The sequence below is a fragment of the Microtetraspora malaysiensis genome, from assembly GCF_050947145.1.
GTDB lineage: Bacteria > Actinomycetota > Actinomycetes > Streptosporangiales > Streptosporangiaceae > Microtetraspora_A > Microtetraspora_A malaysiensis.
Genome location: NZ_CP191998.1, coordinates 2,000,147 through 2,017,109, shown reverse-complemented (window position 1 = coordinate 2,017,109; position 16,963 = coordinate 2,000,147). Strand labels below are relative to the sequence as shown.

General features: G+C 69.4%; 16 protein-coding genes, 1 tRNA gene and 1 pseudogene. 13 read left to right on the top strand and 5 right to left on the bottom strand.

Going from position 1 to position 16,963, the window contains the following annotated elements; translation table 11 throughout:
* The first annotated feature begins 9 nt into the window (after positions 1-9).
* The 7 genes and pseudogenes from ACQP1V_RS09825 (at position 10) to ACQP1V_RS09795 (ending at position 8,464) form a co-directional block, all read left to right on the top strand.
* Complete coding sequence (locus ACQP1V_RS09825; RefSeq protein WP_433421165.1) at positions 10-1,551, top strand: TIGR02677 family protein; 1,542 nt, start codon at positions 10-12, stop codon at positions 1,549-1,551.
* Positions 1,548-2,987 (top strand): TIGR02678 family protein, encoded by a 1,440-nt coding sequence (locus tag ACQP1V_RS09820; protein WP_433421162.1) that lies wholly within the window; start codon positions 1,548-1,550, stop codon positions 2,985-2,987. Before ACQP1V_RS09825 ends, ACQP1V_RS09820 begins: the two co-directional genes overlap by 4 nt.
* Complete coding sequence (locus tag ACQP1V_RS09815) at positions 2,984-7,054, top strand: TIGR02680 family protein (RefSeq protein WP_433421159.1); 4,071 nt, start codon at positions 2,984-2,986, stop codon at positions 7,052-7,054. Before ACQP1V_RS09820 ends, ACQP1V_RS09815 begins: the two co-directional genes overlap by 4 nt.
* 62 nt (positions 7,055-7,116) lie before the next feature.
* Positions 7,117-7,272 (top strand): annotated as a pseudogene (locus tag ACQP1V_RS09810) (TIGR02679 family protein); the annotation flags it as partial.
* Between the two features lie 40 nt (positions 7,273-7,312).
* Complete coding sequence (locus ACQP1V_RS09805; protein WP_433421156.1) at positions 7,313-7,546, top strand: DUF2399 domain-containing protein; 234 nt, start codon at positions 7,313-7,315, stop codon at positions 7,544-7,546.
* Positions 7,547-7,726, top strand: a complete 180-nt coding sequence (locus tag ACQP1V_RS09800) for a NucA/NucB deoxyribonuclease domain-containing protein (RefSeq protein WP_433425796.1) — start codon at positions 7,547-7,549, stop codon at positions 7,724-7,726.
* Positions 7,727-7,807: 81 nt separating this feature from the next.
* Positions 7,808-8,464 carry a hypothetical protein gene (locus tag ACQP1V_RS09795; RefSeq protein WP_433421154.1) on the top strand — a complete coding sequence of 219 codons (657 nt, stop codon included), beginning with the start codon at positions 7,808-7,810 and terminating at the stop codon, positions 8,462-8,464.
* 455 nt (positions 8,465-8,919) lie between these two features.
* Here the strand turns inward: ACQP1V_RS09795 and ACQP1V_RS09790 are convergent, their stop codons facing one another.
* A complete protein-coding gene (locus ACQP1V_RS09790; RefSeq protein ID WP_433421151.1) occupies positions 8,920-9,732 on the bottom strand; it encodes a transposase in 813 nt (270 codons plus the stop codon).
* 14 nt (positions 9,733-9,746) lie between these two features.
* The gene (locus ACQP1V_RS09785) at positions 9,747-10,178 is read right to left on the bottom strand and encodes a transposase (RefSeq protein WP_433421148.1); all 432 of its coding nucleotides are present in this window, start codon (positions 10,176-10,178) and stop codon (positions 9,747-9,749) included.
* Positions 10,179-10,252: 74 nt separating this feature from the next.
* Between ACQP1V_RS09785 and ACQP1V_RS09780 the strand changes: the two genes are divergently transcribed.
* The gene (locus ACQP1V_RS09780) at positions 10,253-10,813 is read left to right on the top strand and encodes a site-specific integrase (RefSeq protein ID WP_433425794.1); all 561 of its coding nucleotides are present in this window, start codon (positions 10,253-10,255) and stop codon (positions 10,811-10,813) included.
* Between the two features lie 430 nt (positions 10,814-11,243).
* Positions 11,244-11,672 carry a hypothetical protein gene (locus ACQP1V_RS09775; RefSeq protein WP_433421145.1) on the top strand — a complete coding sequence of 143 codons (429 nt, stop codon included), beginning with the start codon at positions 11,244-11,246 and terminating at the stop codon, positions 11,670-11,672.
* Between the two features lie 307 nt (positions 11,673-11,979).
* Here the strand turns inward: ACQP1V_RS09775 and ACQP1V_RS09770 are convergent.
* Positions 11,980-12,056: transfer RNA gene (locus ACQP1V_RS09770), tRNA-Lys, on the bottom strand.
* Positions 12,057-12,144: 88 nt separating this feature from the next.
* On the opposite strand from ACQP1V_RS09770, the gene ACQP1V_RS09765 reads away from it, so the two are divergent.
* Positions 12,145-12,990 carry an AAA family ATPase gene (locus ACQP1V_RS09765; protein ID WP_067135788.1) on the top strand — a complete coding sequence of 282 codons (846 nt, stop codon included), beginning with the start codon at positions 12,145-12,147 and terminating at the stop codon, positions 12,988-12,990.
* Between the two features lie 95 nt (positions 12,991-13,085).
* Positions 13,086-14,456 (top strand): vWA domain-containing protein, encoded by a 1,371-nt coding sequence (locus ACQP1V_RS09760; protein WP_433421142.1) that lies wholly within the window; start codon positions 13,086-13,088, stop codon positions 14,454-14,456.
* Here ACQP1V_RS09760 and ACQP1V_RS09755 read toward each other — a convergent pair.
* Entirely contained in the window at positions 14,453-14,761 is a 309-nt protein-coding gene (locus tag ACQP1V_RS09755; protein ID WP_433421139.1) for a GNAT family N-acetyltransferase, read from the bottom strand. The two genes, ACQP1V_RS09760 and ACQP1V_RS09755, sit on opposite strands and share 4 nt — an antisense overlap.
* 153 nt (positions 14,762-14,914) lie before the next feature.
* Between ACQP1V_RS09755 and ACQP1V_RS09750 the strand changes: the two genes are divergently transcribed.
* Positions 14,915-15,388, top strand: coding sequence for a GNAT family N-acetyltransferase (locus tag ACQP1V_RS09750; protein WP_433421138.1), 474 nt, complete (start codon positions 14,915-14,917; stop codon positions 15,386-15,388).
* Here the strand turns inward: ACQP1V_RS09750 and ACQP1V_RS09745 are convergent.
* Positions 15,385-16,167, bottom strand: coding sequence for a nuclease-related domain-containing protein (locus ACQP1V_RS09745; RefSeq protein WP_433421136.1), 783 nt, complete (start codon positions 16,165-16,167; stop codon positions 15,385-15,387). The genes ACQP1V_RS09750 and ACQP1V_RS09745 overlap by 4 nt on opposite strands.
* 190 nt (positions 16,168-16,357) lie before the next feature.
* On the opposite strand from ACQP1V_RS09745, the gene ACQP1V_RS09740 reads away from it, so the two are divergent.
* The gene (locus ACQP1V_RS09740; protein ID WP_387413005.1) at positions 16,358-16,957 is read left to right on the top strand and encodes a TetR/AcrR family transcriptional regulator; all 600 of its coding nucleotides are present in this window, start codon (positions 16,358-16,360) and stop codon (positions 16,955-16,957) included.
* Positions 16,958-16,963: the final 6 nt, after the last annotated feature.

Genomic DNA, 16,963 nt, shown 5'->3' with positions numbered 1-16,963 from the left:
GGAATACCCGTGGATCCACACGCCTCTGAGCGCCCTACCGAGGGCGGCCCCTTCGGGATAGACGCGTTCACTCTCGACGACCGGATGCGGCTGTTCCATTTCGCCGCGGCGGAGAAGCGCAACGAGTATCTCTGGCTACTCCGCGCCTTCGACCGCGGCCGGGCCAACTACCAGGTGCTGCTGCACGCCGGCAGCGCGCGGGAGCTGCTCGCGCAGCTGCGTGCGGAGCACCCGGACTGCCCGGAGATCGGTGAGGTGCAGCCTCTGCTCGACTCGCTGAACGACTGGCGGCTGCTGGACCGAAGCTATGACGGGACCCGGGCCGCCAACCTGGCCGAGTACCGCAACCGGCACTACGTGTACCAGTTCACCCAGGCGGGCTACCGGGCGTATCGCGCGGTCGAGGACGTGCTCGGCGCGACGCTGGAAGACGCCCAGCTATCAAGGCTGATATTTCCCGACATTCTGGCCGACCTGCAGGCGTTGGCGACGGCCAACGAGATCGGCGACGCCGACGAGGTCTACCGCAAGCTGAGCCGCCTGGACCAGGTCCTGGGCGACATGGCGCAGCGGGCGGCCCGCTTCTACCTGATGCTCGGCGACCTCGCCCGGACCAATGACACCCGGCCCGAGGTCTTCCTCCGGCACAAGGACGCGCTCCTCACCCACATGCGCGAGTTCACCGCCGAGCTGGCCCGCTACACCCCCCGCCTGGCGGCGGCCGTGCACACCGTGGCGGAGACCGGGGTGGACCGGCTGATAGCGCAGGCCGCCTCCGCCGACAACCGGCTCTTCCGCACGGCCAGCGAGCGGGAGGACGACTGGCGGCAGCGCTGGGCCGGTCTGACCCACTGGTTCGGCACCGGCACCGGCACCGGCACCGGCCGCGACGCGCCCACCGAGGCCGACCGGCTGCAAACGGCGACCGTCACCGCGATCGCCAACGTGCTGGCCCTGCTCAGAAGGGTGACCGAGGCCCGTCGCGGGGGCGTGAGCCGGGAAAGCCAGCTACGCCACCTGGCGCAGTGGTTCGTCTCCAGCCCGGACGACGAGGCGGCGCACGGACTCTTCCAGGCCGTCTTCGGCCTCGGCGGGCCACGCCACATCGCGGTGCCGCACGAGGACCCCGAGCTCATCCCGGCCCGGCTGTCCTGGTGGGACGCCGAGCCCGTACCGCTCGCGCGGGGCCTGGTGGAGGCCGGCCGGGAACCGCAGAAGACCGGGCGCACCGCGAGGATCGAACGGAACGACGCCCAGCGGGAACGGCTGCGCACCGAACAACTCAAGCTCCAGCGGGAACGCCGCGGCGCCGCCCTCGCACTGGCGGCCGACGGCCTCTACGACCGGGTGCTGGACGAGCCGGAGACCCAGGCGCTGCTCGGCCTGCTCGACCTCGCGCTCAGCGCCCGCGTTCCGGCGAGCCGGACCGTCACCGCGAGCGGCTCCGCGCACGGCGTCCGGCTCACGCTGCGCCCGTGCGAGGGGTCAACCACGGTCAGGACGGTACGCGGCAGACTCCACCTGTCCGGCGTCAGGCTGGAGGTGTCATGACCTCGGACCGGGAGCAGGCTGGGTACGTGGGCTCGGCGGAGCGGGACATGCACCGCGTCGCCAAGGATGTGAGCCCGCTGGATCTGGCCGATTATCAGCGCGCGGTGCGGGTGCTGCTGAGCAACCCGCTCATCACCGACGTCTACCCCGACCGCCGCTCGCTGCCTCTCGTCAGACGATGGGCGGCCCAGCTGCGCACCGACCTGCACGAGGCGCTCGGCTACCGACTGGTGACCACGGCGAACACGGCCCGGCTGCTGCGCGTTCAGGACGAACTCGACACCACCCGCCCCGCGCGAACGAGAACCGACCGGCCCTTCGACCGCCGCCGCTACGCCTATCTGGTGCTGACACTCGCCGCGCTCGGCAGGTCCGGCACCCAGATCTCGCTGAGCGAGCTGGCCGACTCCGTCGGCGCCGACGCCACCCGCGTGGACGGACTCGGCCTCGACACCGAGAGCAAGCCGCACCGCGACGCGTTCGTCGACGCCGTCGCCTGGCTGGAGGCGCGCGGCGCGCTGTCCTTGGCCGACGGCTCTGCAGCCGACTGGGTCAACAACCCGGATCGGGCCGAGGCGCTCTACGACATCGACCGCGAGATCGTCTTCGCCCTCTACACGCCGAGCCGGGTGCTGCAACACCTGCGGTCGGTGACCGCACTGCTGGAAACGGATCACGGTTTCGCCCAGGGGCAGACGACGCAGCGCAAGGCGGCCGCCCGCAAGGCCAGACGGCTGGTGCTGGAACGGCCGGTCGTCTACTACGCAGACGCCGACGAGACGATCCGCGGCCAGCTCCGGCACGCCTCGCTCGGTGAGGACCTGGAAAGGCTGACCGGCCAGACCGTCGAGCGGCGCGCGGAGGGAGTGGCGATCGTCGACACCTCCGGACGGCTGTCCGACGTGCGGTTCCCCAGCGGCGGCACGCCCTCGCAGGCCGCGCTGCTGCTATCAGCCCGGATCGCCAGATACGTGGCGAACGACGATCCGCCGAGGCTGCCCGCCGCCACCGCCGCAGAGCGGGACGAGGCCGCCGCGGAGAGGATCGACGCGGGCCTGCCCCTCACCGGCATCCTGGACGAGTTGAGCGAGCCCGCCCCCACACCCCCGGGGAACCCGGAAGACCCGGAGAACCGGGGCGGCCCGGCGGGGGCCGCGGAGCCGGCCACCTACCCGTTCGTCGGCGACGCCTGGCTGCGCTCGGCGATGCGGGAGTTGAACGACGTCTACGGCGCCGCCTTCGCCGTGGCCTGGCGGGGCGATCCCGACCGGCTCCTGCGCGAGGCGGTGAGACTCCTCGCCTCCCTCCGCCTGGTCGCGAAGATCGACGGCGGTGTGCTGGCGCTGCCGCTGCTCGCCCGCTACCGGGGCACCACCGCGGTGGTCAAACCCCGCAAGAAGCCGACCCCTGTCTTCGACATCGAGGATGTTTCGTGACGCGGTACGTACCGACCCGGGCAGGCATCATCAACCTCTGGGACTACCGGGACGAGGAGTTCGGCTTCGCGGGCGGCTGGCTGATCCTGCGCGGCCCCAACGGCTCGGGCAAGACCAAGGCGCTCGAGGTGCTGTTCCCCTTCGTGCTGGACGGGCGGATCGATCCCAAGCGGCTCAACCCGTTCGCCTCCGAGGACCGCACGATGAAGTCCAACCTGCTTTTCCGCGGGCAGGACAGCGCGGTCGGCTACGTCTGGCTGGAGCTTCGGCATCGCGACACGGGCGAGTCGGTCACGATCGGCATCGGGCTGCACGCCCAGCGGCACCGGGACACCCCGGTGCGCTGGCATTTCATCGCCGAAGGCCGGGTAGGTGAGGACTTCTCGCTCATCACCCCCGACGACCGGCCGATGAGCAGGAAACAACTCGTCGAAGAGCTCGGCGAGAACGCGATCACGGCCACTCCGTCGGATTACCGGCACGCGATCGACCAGCGGCTGTTCGGCCTGGGCCGAGAGCGGTACGAACAGCTCATCACGCTGATTCTCACGTTGCGACGCCCGCAGCTGGCCAAGAACCTCGACCCCGGCAAGCTCTCCGACACGCTCACTGACGGGCTACGGCCGGTCGACGACGATCTGATCGCCGAGGCGGCCCGTTCCTTCGACGACATGGAGACCGTACAGCGGACCCTGGAGGGGTTGGTCGCCGCCGACGAGGCGACGCAGTCCTTCCTGGCCAGCTACACGACGTACCTGCGCGCGCACGCGCGCTGGGCGGCCGACGCGCTCACCCGCCGCCGTGAGGTCACCGGCGCCCACCGTGCCGGGCTGGGGGAGGTCACCGCGGTGCTGGCCACGGCCGAGCAGGCCCAGACGGAGTCGGCGCGCGCGCTGTCCGCCGCGGAGGACACCTTGGCCGGGCTCCGCGCCCGGCTGGAACAGCTCAAGAGCAGCGCCGGCTACCAGGCCCTCGAACAGCTCGCCGACCTCGAAAGGCTGGTACGGACCTGCGCGGACACCGCCTCGGCGGCCGAGACGGAGCTGGAGCGGCGGGCCGGCGCCGCCCACCGGGCGCAGGCCGAGCTGGCCGACGCGCGGCGAGCACTCGCCGAACTGGAGGCGGCGGTCTCACGCACCGCGACCGAGCTGGCCGACGAAGCCACGGCGGCGGGGATCGGCTGGTCCCCCGCCGAGGCGGAACCGCACGGCTTCGCCGAGCGGGTGGGTGGCCGCGTGGCCGCGCGCGCCGTTGACGTTCGGGCGATCCGCGCGGCGATCCAGACGCACCGCAGCGCCGAGCAGATCCGGGACCTCGCCCAGGTGGCCCTCGACAAGGCGTCGGCGACGGCCGCAACGGCGGAACTGGCCGAGGCGGAGGCGGCCGGAGCCGTCGAGGCCGCCCGTGAGAACGCCGGTGAGCAGCTCGCCCAGTGGGCGCTGCGCCATCACGACGTCCTCGCCGACGGGTCTGGAACGGGACTGCTGGAAGCGCTGGAACAGGCGCTGGAGCAGGCGGGCGAGCCCGACGCCCCCGGGCTCGACGCGGTCTTCGCCACCGTGAACGCCCCCGCGGTGGAGGACCTCCGAGACTCCCAGGCGGAGATCAGAGCCGAGCTCGGCTCGCTACGGCGGGACAGGTCACAGGTCCGGGCGGAGCGGGCGCGGATCGCCACCGAACGCGACGACGCTCCGCCCCCGTTCGCGGCCCGTACCGCCCCCAGGGACGGCAAGCCCGGAGCGCCGCTCTGGCGTCTGGTCAGGTTCGCCGACCAGGTGACCGAGGAACGCGCCGCGTCGATCGAGGCGGCCCTTGAGGCGGCCAACCTGCTCGACGCCTGGGTGGCCCCCGGCGACGCCCCCGTCGCCGCCGGAGACTCCGAGGGCTATCTCGTCCCAGCCGCCCCGGTGACCGGGGCGAGCCTCGCGGACCTGCTGGTTCCCGAGGAGGAGACGGTCGTTCCGGCCGAACGGATCATCGCGATCCTGCGCTCGGTGGCCCTGGACGGGGCCGCCCCGGTGATCTCGTCTGACGGCCGGTTCGCCCAGGGGATCCAGGTCGGAGCGCATCACAAGCCGCACGCGGAGTATGTGGGCGCGACCGCGCGTGCCCGCCGCCGCGCCGTACGGCTCGCCGAATGCGACGCCCGCATCGCCGCGCTCACCGAGGCCGTCGCGGAGCTGGAGCGGCGCGCGGCCCAGGCTGAGAACGCGTTGGAGGCGATCGCCGCCGCACGCGCCGGGCTGCCGAAGACCGGACCGATCGTGGCCGCCCTGCGGGAACACGAGCGCGCGGCCGGGCGCCTGCGCGCCACCCGTGAAGGGGCCGACGACGCGCAGACGGCCTACGACGAGGCGGTCGCCGCCTGCGGCGCCGCCGAGCGCGCGCTGCGCCGGGCGGGGGTCGAGCACGCGTTGGATCCCGCGTCCGTGGACGAGGTGGCCCAGGCCGTGCAACGCTTCGAGACCGCGGCCGGGACGCTCGTCGGACGTCGGCGCGAGGAGGAGCGGCAGCATGACGTGGTGCGGGGCGCCACCGACCGTCTGGAGTCCGCCGACGACGACGAGGCGTCGGCGGCCCGGATCGAGCAGGCGGCGCGGCGGCGGCACACGGAGGAGGCCGCCAAGCTGAACGCGCTCCAGAAGACCATGGGGGCCGAGGCCAGCGCGGTGCTCGCCGAACTCCAACACGCCGAGACGGGCATCGCCGTCGCCACCCGCGAGCTGGAGACGGCCCGCGAGGCCGAGCGGGAGGCGCTCGCCGAGGCCGCGGCCGCCCGGGCCAGGCTCGCCGCCGCCCGGGAGGCGCTGAACGTCGCCTCCGCCGAGGAGCGGCAGACCGCCAGAGCGCTGGCTCCGTTCGCCCGGCGTGAACTGCTTGACGTGCTCAGGTGCCCGGCCGGTCTGTCGTGGCCCGCACAGGAGGCGGACTGGCTGGGCGAGGAGCTGCCCGCCGAGGTGAGCGCGGTGCACGAGGCGATCCTCGCCGTGACCCGCGACCTGACCCCCACCGAGGTCTCGCTCAAGCAGTCCACGACCCGGCTCACCAAAGCTCTGGACGAGCTCCAGGCGCAGCTCGCCGCAGCCGGACAGGACTACCGGCCCGAGTGGGACGGCTCGGACGGCGTGATCGTGGTCAGGGTCGCCGACGAGGAGGGGCCGCTGCCCGTGGGCTCCTTCGCCACGAAGATGGCCGCCAGCCGCCGTGACCAGCAACAACTCCTCAGCGACTCCGAGCAGCGCATCCTGGAGGACGCGCTGCTCACCCGGCTGGCCCAGCAGATCCACGACCGTACCGTGGACGCCCGCGACCTGATCAGGCGGATGAACGCGGAGATGCGGTCGCGCCGCATGTCGTCGGGGACCACTGTCGGGGTGAGCTGGCAGCTCTCCGACAATCTCGACGACGAGCAGCGGGCGGTCTGCGGCCTGCTCGACGCGGACGCCGCCCGGCTCGGCCCCGACGAACTGACCCGGATGCGTGGCCATTTCGCCACCCAGATCAAGAACGCGCGGGCCCGCGAGCGGGAGACTCCGTACAAGGAGCTGCTGTCGAAGGTGCTCGACTACCGCCGCTGGCGGCAGTTCACGTTCCAGCTCATCCGGCCCGGCGGGGCCGAGGAGCGTCTCACCCGGGCCAAGCACAGCCGGCTGTCCGGCGGCGAACAGTCGGTGTCGTTGCACCTGCCGCTGTTCGCCGCGGCGCACGCCATGCTCAACTCGGCCCGCCCCGACGCGCCCCGGCTGCTCGCGCTGGACGAGGCGTTCGCCGGGGTGGACGACACGGGACGCAGCGAGCTGATGAGCCTGGCCGCCCAGTTCGACCTCGATCTGTTCATGACCGGCTACGACCTGTGGGCCGCCCACGCCGCCGTACCCGCCGCGGCGCACTACGACCTGGCCCACTCCCCGGTGGACCACACGGTCAGCGCGTTGCTCCTGGTCTGGGACGGCTCCGAGCTACTCGCCGACGACGCGGGTGAACTGGCCGTCGCTCTCGGCTCTCCCGGCGTGCGCCGCGTGCCGTCGACGCCGACGATGACGGACATGGTGGACGTTCATCGATGACCTGAACGGCGACGGCTGGCGGCGGCCGGAACCGCCGCCAGCGCCGCGGAGCCGTCACCGGCGACACCAAGGCACTCGTGGCCGGAAGTCCCCTGGCGAGCCTGGTGCAGCGGGCCCTCGCGATCCGGTCGGGTGGTGCGGTCGGCCGAGGGGTGCAGCAGCGGGCTCTATGGGAGTCCGTGGGCGTGATCATGGACACATGGCCAGCCAGGTGCTGATACTCAACGTCCGTACCCGAGGCGGCAACCCGATCTCCCGGTGGCTGGACGACGCCGCCGCCTTGGCATCCCGTTCCGGCTCACCTTGCACCAGCAGGCGGAGCACCCGGTCGTGCCGGCCTGCGAGGAGATCTTCGTCTGTGAGAACCCGGCGATCCTGCGCACCGCGGCGGCCAAGCTCGGGAAGGCGTCGGCCGCGTTGGTCTGCACCGAGGGGATCCCATCCGCCGCCTGCCACAGGCTGCTCGCCGCCGCCGTGGCGGCCGGGTCATGACTGCACTGGCGGGACCCTTTCGGATCGACCATCGAAGGGGCGGCGAATCCTATCTATGATTACTCGCTCCGCGCCTTGAGTGGAGCACAAAACTCAACGCAGGGGAATGCGCTCAAGGCCTTCTATCACACATATCGAATTGGCGACGGAAGTCACTTCTGGGTGCAGATCGCCCCCTAGTTACTCCACAGGGCGGGTGGCAGGGCAAAGCAGCCCTGCCACCCGCCCTGGCAGGATAATCGCCACTCATCAGGAGAGACCATGTACGACAATCCGGCGGAGTCCCAATGGGATCTCCTCGCTCCATACGGCTTCCAGGACTCGCTTCAGATCGATTGGATTGAAGGAGAAGACCCGGCGGAGATAGCGGTTCGGATGGGCCTCGACCCCGCGTCGAGAGCACACTGCGACCTTGGCGATGCCGTCGCAATCACCCATAAATTCCCACTCAAGGACAACATCTGGATCGGCCACCATTCACCGGGATGGGTCTGTGCTCTTGGCATGTTCGGAACCGTCCCATACGTCGACCTCGGCCAAGGTGGCCGGAGATTCACGCTCAGCTATCACACGGAGTACGGGTTCGGGGGATTCACGCTCTGGAAGGGCAGCGAACTCGCGGGAGAATTCGGTTCGGATGCGATTGTCGATGGAGAATTACCTGCTATTTTTGAGCGATATGGGAGTGGTCTTGGGGTTCCGTCCTCCGAATCATCTCGCGGTTTTGAAATTCCGAGATTCCCGCTTGGAATGGAATCAAACGATGGATCTCATGGCGGCCGGGGGCTCTGGCCGCGCGATGAAGCAGAGAATCTAGAAGTTCTTCTCTCCGTCGCCGGCCGCATAGTCGGGAGATTTATCGATCGTGCCATGCTGTCCGAAACGCGTATGCTGTACTTCAATCAAGAGGTCATCTAGCCATCCGCTCCGCCGTCGACAAGCTATTCCGGCTCTACGCATTGCGACAGATTTGGTAGTCAGGCCTGGTCCATGGTTGCATTCTGTGACGACTGAGGCCTGGATCCACCGAGCCGATTCTGACTTGATTGCCGTGAAATGAGAGGAGGTGCCCTGCGACCTGGGATGATGGAAGTTCTCTAAGCTTCCAAGATCCGCAGCCGAAGGACACCTCGTACGTGCGATTGTTTCATGCCGCCGCCAGGACCCATGCGAGCTTCGACCTCGATGACCCAGGTCCCAGTCGAGTCACCTGAAGCATTCAACCTTGCGGACGTTTCTGCCCGATCGTCCTGTTCGGTATTCGGTACGGCATGCGTCGTCACCCGAATCGCTCGGGTAGGCGTCGGCTTCCACGGGCCGCCGGGGTGGCGCGGTTACCTCCCTTTCGCGTTGCCGGGTCGTCTTCGTGCTGGTCAGACAGGGTCCGGTAGCGCGCACAAGCGCTGCCAGCAGGTGAGGAACGCGTTCGTCCACGGCCAGGTCGCACTGATCTTCACGACCCGGCGGCGGGCATGGGACACAAGCCGGGCTGGCAGGTGCCACAAGCAGTAGCGCATGGTCTGAGGCTCGGCACGGGCGAGTTCGGCGTCGTCGTACAGGCCGAGCAGCCGGGTCCAGGCATCCAGATCGGCGGCGAGGTCGGCCGCCAAGACCCATCCGCAGTTCACGGTCCAGACCTTGCTCGGCAAGTTACGCAATCCCATCGCCTTATTCGTGCGCACCCGGTCCTCCACTCCGGCGTGTGAGCGGTGCAGGACATCGATGAACTGCACCTGGTGACTGCCGGGCACGCCGCGCATCCGGCCGATGTTCGTCGCGATGATCGAGTACCTCCAGCCGGTCCGCTTCTCCAACGCCATGAGCGTGGCCTGGTGCCTGCCCGCCGGCTTGGTCCGGCGGACGATCAGCCGCGTCTTCCAGGTGGCGGCGCGCTTGTTCACCCCGGTCAACTCGGCCACAGCGGCGTGCGTATGGAGACTGCCGTCCTGATGGAGTCCGGCGTCCCAGGCCCCCTCGGGCAGGGCGGCGATGGCCGCCTCGTCGACATCAGTGATCCTCCAGCCGACCGTGTACCGGACCGTCCGCCGCGCCGTGTTCAGCCCCTCCAGACGTTCCAGCAGGTCATGAGTGGCCCCGGCCCCGTCGATGCGGATCAGCAGGTTGGCCCGCCGCGCGGCGGGGATCTGCGCGATCGCCGCGGCGAGCACCTCCAGATGGTCGGCCACGGTGTTACTCCCCGCTAATGGGAGCTACCGGGTCGCCTGATCGGGCAGACTCGGTGCCTGGTAGCCGCTGGTGAGTGAGCACTTTCCTCCGCTGGACCGACCTTGAGTCCCGACCCCCGCCGCAGCAGCATCGCCAAGGACTCTTGGGTGTTGGCGCACCACGCGGCCAGCGGATGAAAACCCCAGGTCTTCTTGAACGTGGCCGCTGCACCCTCCTTGTTCGAATGGGCGAGCACGATCGTCGCGTCCAGATCGATCACGACCCAGCCGGTCAGCGTCTTTCCCTCGACCGTCAACCAGGGGAATCCCGCCTCGGTGGCCTCGATGAGCTTCCACACGTGCGCCCGGACCTTCGCCCGGGCCTTGGCGATCCGCCCGAGCAGCGCAGGGTCGGCCAACTCCAGCGTCCGGCGCACCGTCGAGTCCGACGGCGGGTCACCGAACACGGGCTCCTGATGGGCGAGCACCGCGATCTGCCGAACAGACGGGAGCTTTCCTCTCCGCCGCCCGCGCCCACGAGCTGTACGCGCTGTATCACCTGATCGCCCTTCGAGGGCTGCGACGTGGTGAAGCGTGTGGACTTCGGTGGAGCGATGTCGACCTCAAAGCCGGGATCGTCACCGTACGCTGGCAGATCACTCAGCTGGGTTGGGCCACGGATCAAGGACAGCCGAAATCGGAAGCAGGCGAACGCCACGTCGCGCTCGACAGCGAGACTGTCAAGGTTCTCCGCGCCCACCGGAAAGAGCAGCGGCGGAAGCGTCTTGCGCTGGGAGGCGACTGGGTGGAGAGCGACTTCGTGTTCACCAAGGACAACGGTGCGATGCTCCATCCGGCCCACGTGACCGACCAGTTCGAGCGACTCGCCCGCCAGGCAGACCTACCACCCGTACGGCTGCACGACCTCCGCCACGGGGCCGCGACCCTCATCCTCGCCGCTGGGCACGATCTCAAGGTCGTTCAGGAGACCCTCGGCCTGTCCTCTATCACCATCGCCGCCGACACCTACACCTCGGTCCTCCCCGACCTCGCCCGCCAGGCCGCCGAAGACGCAGCAGCCTTGATTCCCCTCCGCCGGTGACGCGGCGAACGTCAGCAGCCTGAGCCCCTTCGTATGACGACGAGGATCTTCCCAATTCCCGCAAGGAACAACGGTTCAGCCTGATTCGGCTTTCTCACGGGACACGCGTATGAGTCGAAATACGCAAGGGTTTCTCCTCCCACCCCTTCGTCCAAGAAGCATGACCATCTGGACAGTATCCGGATTACCAGGACTATCGGATGGTCGTTTCATGGCCAAGATCTGCGGTTCCACGGAGACGCGCACCGGAAGGCCTTGCAGGCGTCGTAGAAGATCTCCCTGCGGCGACCATCGGGGCCGCGCGCCCTCGTATGGCGGACGTAGGAGTCGAAGATCTACCAGTCATGCCGCTGCGCCGCCGTTCAGCACCGCCGAAGAGACCGTCATCGCAACCGTCGCAGCTACATGCACGGACGGCTGGGCGGCGGTAGTGGCCAAGCAGGGGGTCGCCGTGCTCGGTGAGAACCTCTGGGGCCAGGTGGAGTCCAGCCAGAACTCAGGCTGTCTCCCGTTAGCACAAGCAGCGCGCCGTCTCCTCGAGGCGAAGGATCATGCACACGAATTCGTAGCCGACATTCTCGTCGGCCAGTCGCCCACAGATCAGGCCGGGCGTGCCCTCGTCGACATCCTTCGAGAGTACGCCAAGAAGATCCCGATCCCGGGCGAGGAAATCGTGGAGTCGTCTGCCCACGCGCTCCGCATCATGGGCATCTGCATCTGCATCATCGCGGCGAATCTGAGCAGCTGTTACTGCCTTGCCGACCTTGCAGAGGCCGCCGGGAAGGGAAAGATCGAAGAGGCCCTTGCCGCAGGCCTGAACGAGTGGGCAGAGAAAGCCTCCACACCATCCAAACACTGATCCTTTGTCCCACTCGAATGTGGATCATCATTGCTCTGTCGCGGGCGGGGCCACCACGCCCGCCACCGGACACGGCCGCCGATGCCCCCCCGTCCTGCACCTGCCCTGCCCCGGACAAACGTCCTCGGGCGATACGTGGCCCTAACAGGGAACCCGCGAATGGCGTATGGATCATGACGGAAACAAGATCACGACAGACGAGCAACCACGGAGCAACCATCATGATCACGATGGGGCATAGGCCGCGGTTGGGTTAGGTCCAAAATGAAGAAAGCCCAGGTCAGCTATGCCAACCTGGGCTTCTTACTGGTGCGCCGCCAGGGACTCGAACCCCGGACCCGCTGATTAAGAGTCAGCTGCTCTAACCAACTGAGCTAGCGGCGCGGAAGCAGTAAGAGGTTATCGTACGGCCCAGATCCCTCAAAATCGGGCTACGCTAGAACAACGTTCGGTTCGATCAAGAGGAGCGGCGATGTGGTTCGCCTCGCCTGACGAGGTCCGAGGGCGGCTCGCCTCCGTGGATTACCTTGCCGACGACGGCATCGCCACGTCGGTGTTCCTCGCGGGCGCGCTCGGCAAGCCACTGCTGGCCGAGGGCCCGGCCGGCGTGGGCAAGACCCAGCTCGCCAAGGCGGTGGCGCAGGCGACCGGGGCGCGGCTGATCCGGTTGCAGTGCTACGAGGGCCTGGACGAGGCCCGCGCGCTCTACGAGTGGAATTACAAGAAGCAGCTCCTGCGCATCCAGGCCGACGGCGACGCGTGGGAGGACATCTTCTCCGAGGAGTTCCTGCTGGAGCGTCCGCTTCTCAGGGCGATCAGGAGCGACGAGCCCACGGTGCTGCTCATCGACGAGACGGACAAGGCCGACGTCGAGGTCGAGGGGCTGCTGCTGGAGATCCTCTCCGACTTCCAGGTCACGATTCCGGAGCTCGGGACGATCACCGCGATCCGCCGCCCGTACGTGGTGCTCACGTCGAACGCGACCCGCGAACTTTCGGAGGCGCTGAAGCGGCGCTGCCTCTACCTGCACCTCGGCTATCCGTCACCGGAGCGCGAGCGCGACATCGTGCTCGCGCAGGTGCCGGAGCTGCCCGGCCTGCTGGCCGAGCGGCTCGCCCGTACGGTGGCCACGCTGCGCGGCCTGGAGTTGAAGAAGTCGCCGTCGATCGCCGAGACGGTCGACTGGGCGCGCACGCTGCTGGCGCTGGGCCGTACGGACCTGGACGAGGGCGTGATGGCCGCGACGCTCGGTGTGGTGCTCAAGCACGACTCCGACCAGAGCCGGGCGGCCAAGGAGCTCGGGCTGCCCCGGCCATGAGCGGGCGGCCGGCCGGACGCGGCCGGGCCGGTGGAAGGGCCGGTGGGAGGGCCGCACCGATCGAGGCGTACGCGCACTCAGAAAGGTAGGGCGGTGTGAGCGAGCCGCTGCTAGACCGGCATGTGGCTTTCATGGGCGCGCTGCGCGAGGCGGGGCTGCCGGTGTCCCTGGCCGAGGGCCTCGACGCCGCCCGGGCGCTGACGGTGATCGACCTGGCCGAGCGCGAGACGCTGCGCGAGGCGTACGCGGCGACGCTGGTGAAGCGTCCCCAGCACCGGCCCGGCTTCGACGCGCTGTTCGACCTGTGGTTCCCTCCGGTGATCTCGGACGGTCCGCCGGAACCGGCTCCCGGCCACGCCGAGCGCCCGGTCCTCCCGAACGAGACGGCCGAGCTGCGGGACCGGCTCGCCGATCTGCTCATGGGCGACCCGGACGATCCCGCGTTCCGCGCGTTCGCCCGGTCGATGGTGGGGCGGTTCGGCCGGGTGCCGGCCGCGGGGAACCGGCAGTCGTGGTTCTCGTACCCGGTGCTGCGCGCCCTCTCCCCGCAGACGCTGATCGCGCGGCTGCTGGACGCGATGCTCGCCGAGCGCGGCGGCGTCCCGGAGACGCTCGCCCGAACCCAGATATCCCGAAATATCAGGAAGTTCGAGGAGGCCGTCACCGCCGACGTCCGCCGCAGGATCGCCGAGGAGTCCGGCATCGAGAAGATCGCCAGGACGTCGGTGCCGCCGCCGATCGACCGCGTCGACTTCCTGCGGCTGACGAGGGACGAGCTGACCCGGCTGCGCCGGGAGGTCCACCCGCTCGCCCGCCGCCTCGCCACCCGGCTCACCGCCCGGCGGAAACGTGGACGGCGGGGGCGGCTCGACGTCCGCCGCACCGTGCGGGCGTCGCTCTCCACCGGCGGCGTGCCGCTCACCCCCCACCTGCGTCCGCGCCGCCCACACCGGCCGGAGCTGGTCATCCTCTGCGACGCGAGCGGCTCGGTCGCCGCGTTCTCGCACTTCACGCTGCTGCTGACGTTCGCGCTGCGCGAGCAGTTCACCAAGGTGCGGGCGTTCGCGTTCGTGGACACGGTGGACGAGATCACCGCGCACTTCCGCCCCGGTGTGGACGTTCTGGACGCCGTCACCCGGATGACCGAGGAGGCCGACATCGTCAGGTTCGGGCGGACCGACTACGGCCACGTCTTCACCCGGTTCGCCGAGCGGTACACGGACGCGATCGGGCCCCGGACGTCGCTGCTGATCCTGGGCGACGCCCGCTCCAACTACCAGGCGCCCGCCCTGGACGCGCTGCGGCGGCTCGCCGGGGAGGCCCGGCACGCCTACTGGCTGAACCCGGAACCGCGCCCGCAGTGGGACACCGGCGACTCCCTCGCCTCGGCGTACGCCGGGATCGTCCCGATGTACGAATGCCGCAACGTCGCCCAGCTCGCGACGTTCGTCGAAGAACTCACCTAGCCCTTCGAGGCCGGCTTCCACTCCTGGACGAGGAGCCCGAGCAGCACCTGGTCCAGGAACTCGCCCATCACCCAGGCTGAGGAGCGCAGCACGCCCTCGCGGACGAAGCCGTTGCGCTCGGCGGAGCGCAGCATCGCGGCGTTGTCCGACAGCGTCTCAATCTGCAGCCGCCGCAGGCCGCGCACGACGAAACCGTAGTGGCACAGCACCGCGACCACGTCGGTGCCGTAGCCCTTGCCGCGGCAGGACGGCAGCAGCCCCAGCCCGATGTGCGCGGTCCGGTTGTGGTTGTCGATGCCCCACACCGTGCCGGCTTCGCCTCGCTGAGCGGGCTGCCGCCCAGGGAAAGGACGTCGCGATGCTCTCCTGTTTCGTGCGACTCCTTCGGGCAGGACTGTCGGAAGCCGCTGTTAGATTTCTGCACGAGTTGAAACGGCCAGGTGATGGGGAGAGCGTCGATGTCGGATGTGGCGTTGCGGGATGTTGAGGACGGCGACCTGGATGCGCTGTTCCACCAGATGCGCGATCCCCAGTCGGTTCAGATGGCCGCCTTCACGTCCAAGGACCCCGACGATCGCCAAGCGTTCGATGCGCATATGTCGAAGCTGAGGACGTCCCCCGATGTCATCCTGCGTGCGGTGACCCGAGATGGTCAGCTGATCGGCAGCATCTCCAGCTTCGTCATCGAAGGGGCCACCGAGGTCACCTACTGGATCGACCGCGCGGCCTGGGGGCAAGGAGTCGCCAGCCAAGCTCTCGCCCAGCTCCTTGAGCTCGTCCCCGTCCGCCCGCTGTATGCCCGTGCCGCCAGTGACAACCTCGGTTCACTCAGGGTCCTGCAGAAGGCCGGTTTCACGATCACCGGCACCGAGACCTCGTACGCGCCCGCGCGAAACGCTGAAATCGAGGAAAGCATCCTGCGCCTGGGCTAGCGGCGGCGCAGGGCGGTGCCGCGCAGGATGCGGGCGGCGGTGCGGGCGAGCACCTCGACCTGCTCCTCCGTCAGGGAGCCGTTGGGCTGGGAGCGGATCCAGCGGGCCACCCTGTGCGGGTAGGCGACGGTCAGCCCCTCGGCGGTGACCGTCCCTCCCCTGCCCTCGATCTTGCCGCTGTGGGCGGCGAGCACGGGCACGATGGTGACGTCGATGCCGGTCTCACGGGCGAGGAGCGCGGCCAGCGTCGACGCGGCGTCGATCAGGCCCTTGGCGACCGAGGTGCCGAACTTCTCGTCGAAGAACAGGCGCTCGCCGTACCGGGCGATGTAGGTGTCGGGCGACCACGCCTCGTTGTCCACGATCCAGACGCCGCCGGGCCCGATGACGAGATGGTCGATCGACGCCTCTCCCGGTACGGCCCGGCCGTCCATGACGCGGTAGCCGTGCCGGGTCAGGGCGCGGCGCAGCAGGCGGCCGGTACGGACCTCGCCGCGCCGGCTGCCCCGCCACACTGCGGTACGGGCGAAGGACCGCCAGGCGACCAGGAAGTCGGCGAGCGCGGCCAGGGCGCCGACCACGACCCCGGGCAGCAGGGTGTCGGACCACCCGAACCGGGTCGCGAGCAGACTGCCGGCGGCGAAGCCCGCCACACCGATGACTCCGCGGGTCCACAGGCGGCTCTTGCGGCCGGCGTACCAGAAGGTGACGTAGAGGTTCTGCGGCGACGCGCCGGTAAACTTCTCGTCGCGCGGCACGTAGATGGACCCGCTTTGCACCGGATGCTCCCCGAAAGACCAGGACTGCTTGTCTCACGCTAGACCGAGCAGGGGCCCCAGGTCTCGAAAACGGGGCTCCAGGTCAGGAAAAGTCGCATCTCCGCAACAAAGACTCATATCCGGGCAACACGCTCGGAACCGACCAGTCGGTATGCTGGTGCGCTGTCGGTCGCATCAGGGGAGGGTCGTCATGGCGCGCAACGGAGTCGCCGCCGAGGAACCCGTACGGCATCGCCTGCTCGCGGAGGCCACGCGCCTGTTCGCCGAGAGAGGCTTCGAGAGCACCTCGGTCCAGGAGATCGTCACGGCGGCCGGGGTCACCAAGGGCGCCATGTACCACTACTTCGGTTCGAAGGACGACCTCCTCCAGGAGATCTACGGCCGGGTCCTGCGGATGCAGATGGAGCGCCTGACCGAGTTCGCCGAAGGGGACCGCCCCGTCGCCGAGCGCCTGCACGCCGCCGCCATGGACGTGGTCACCACCACGATCGAGAACCTCGACGACTCCAAGATCTTCTTCCGGTCGATGCACCAGCTCGCCCCGGACATCCGCCGGACGGTACGGGCCGAACGCCGCCGCTACCACGAGCGCTTCCGCGACCTGGTCGTCGAGGGCCAGCGGTCCGGGGTCTTCCGCGACGACACCCCGGCCGAGATGGTGGTCGACTTCTTCTTCGGCTCGGTCCACCACCTCGGCACCTGGTACCACCCGGACGGGGCGCTCAGCGGCGCGGAGGTCGGCCGCCACTTCGCCGACCTCCTCCTCGCCTCGCTGCGTCCGGCATCCTGACCCGCC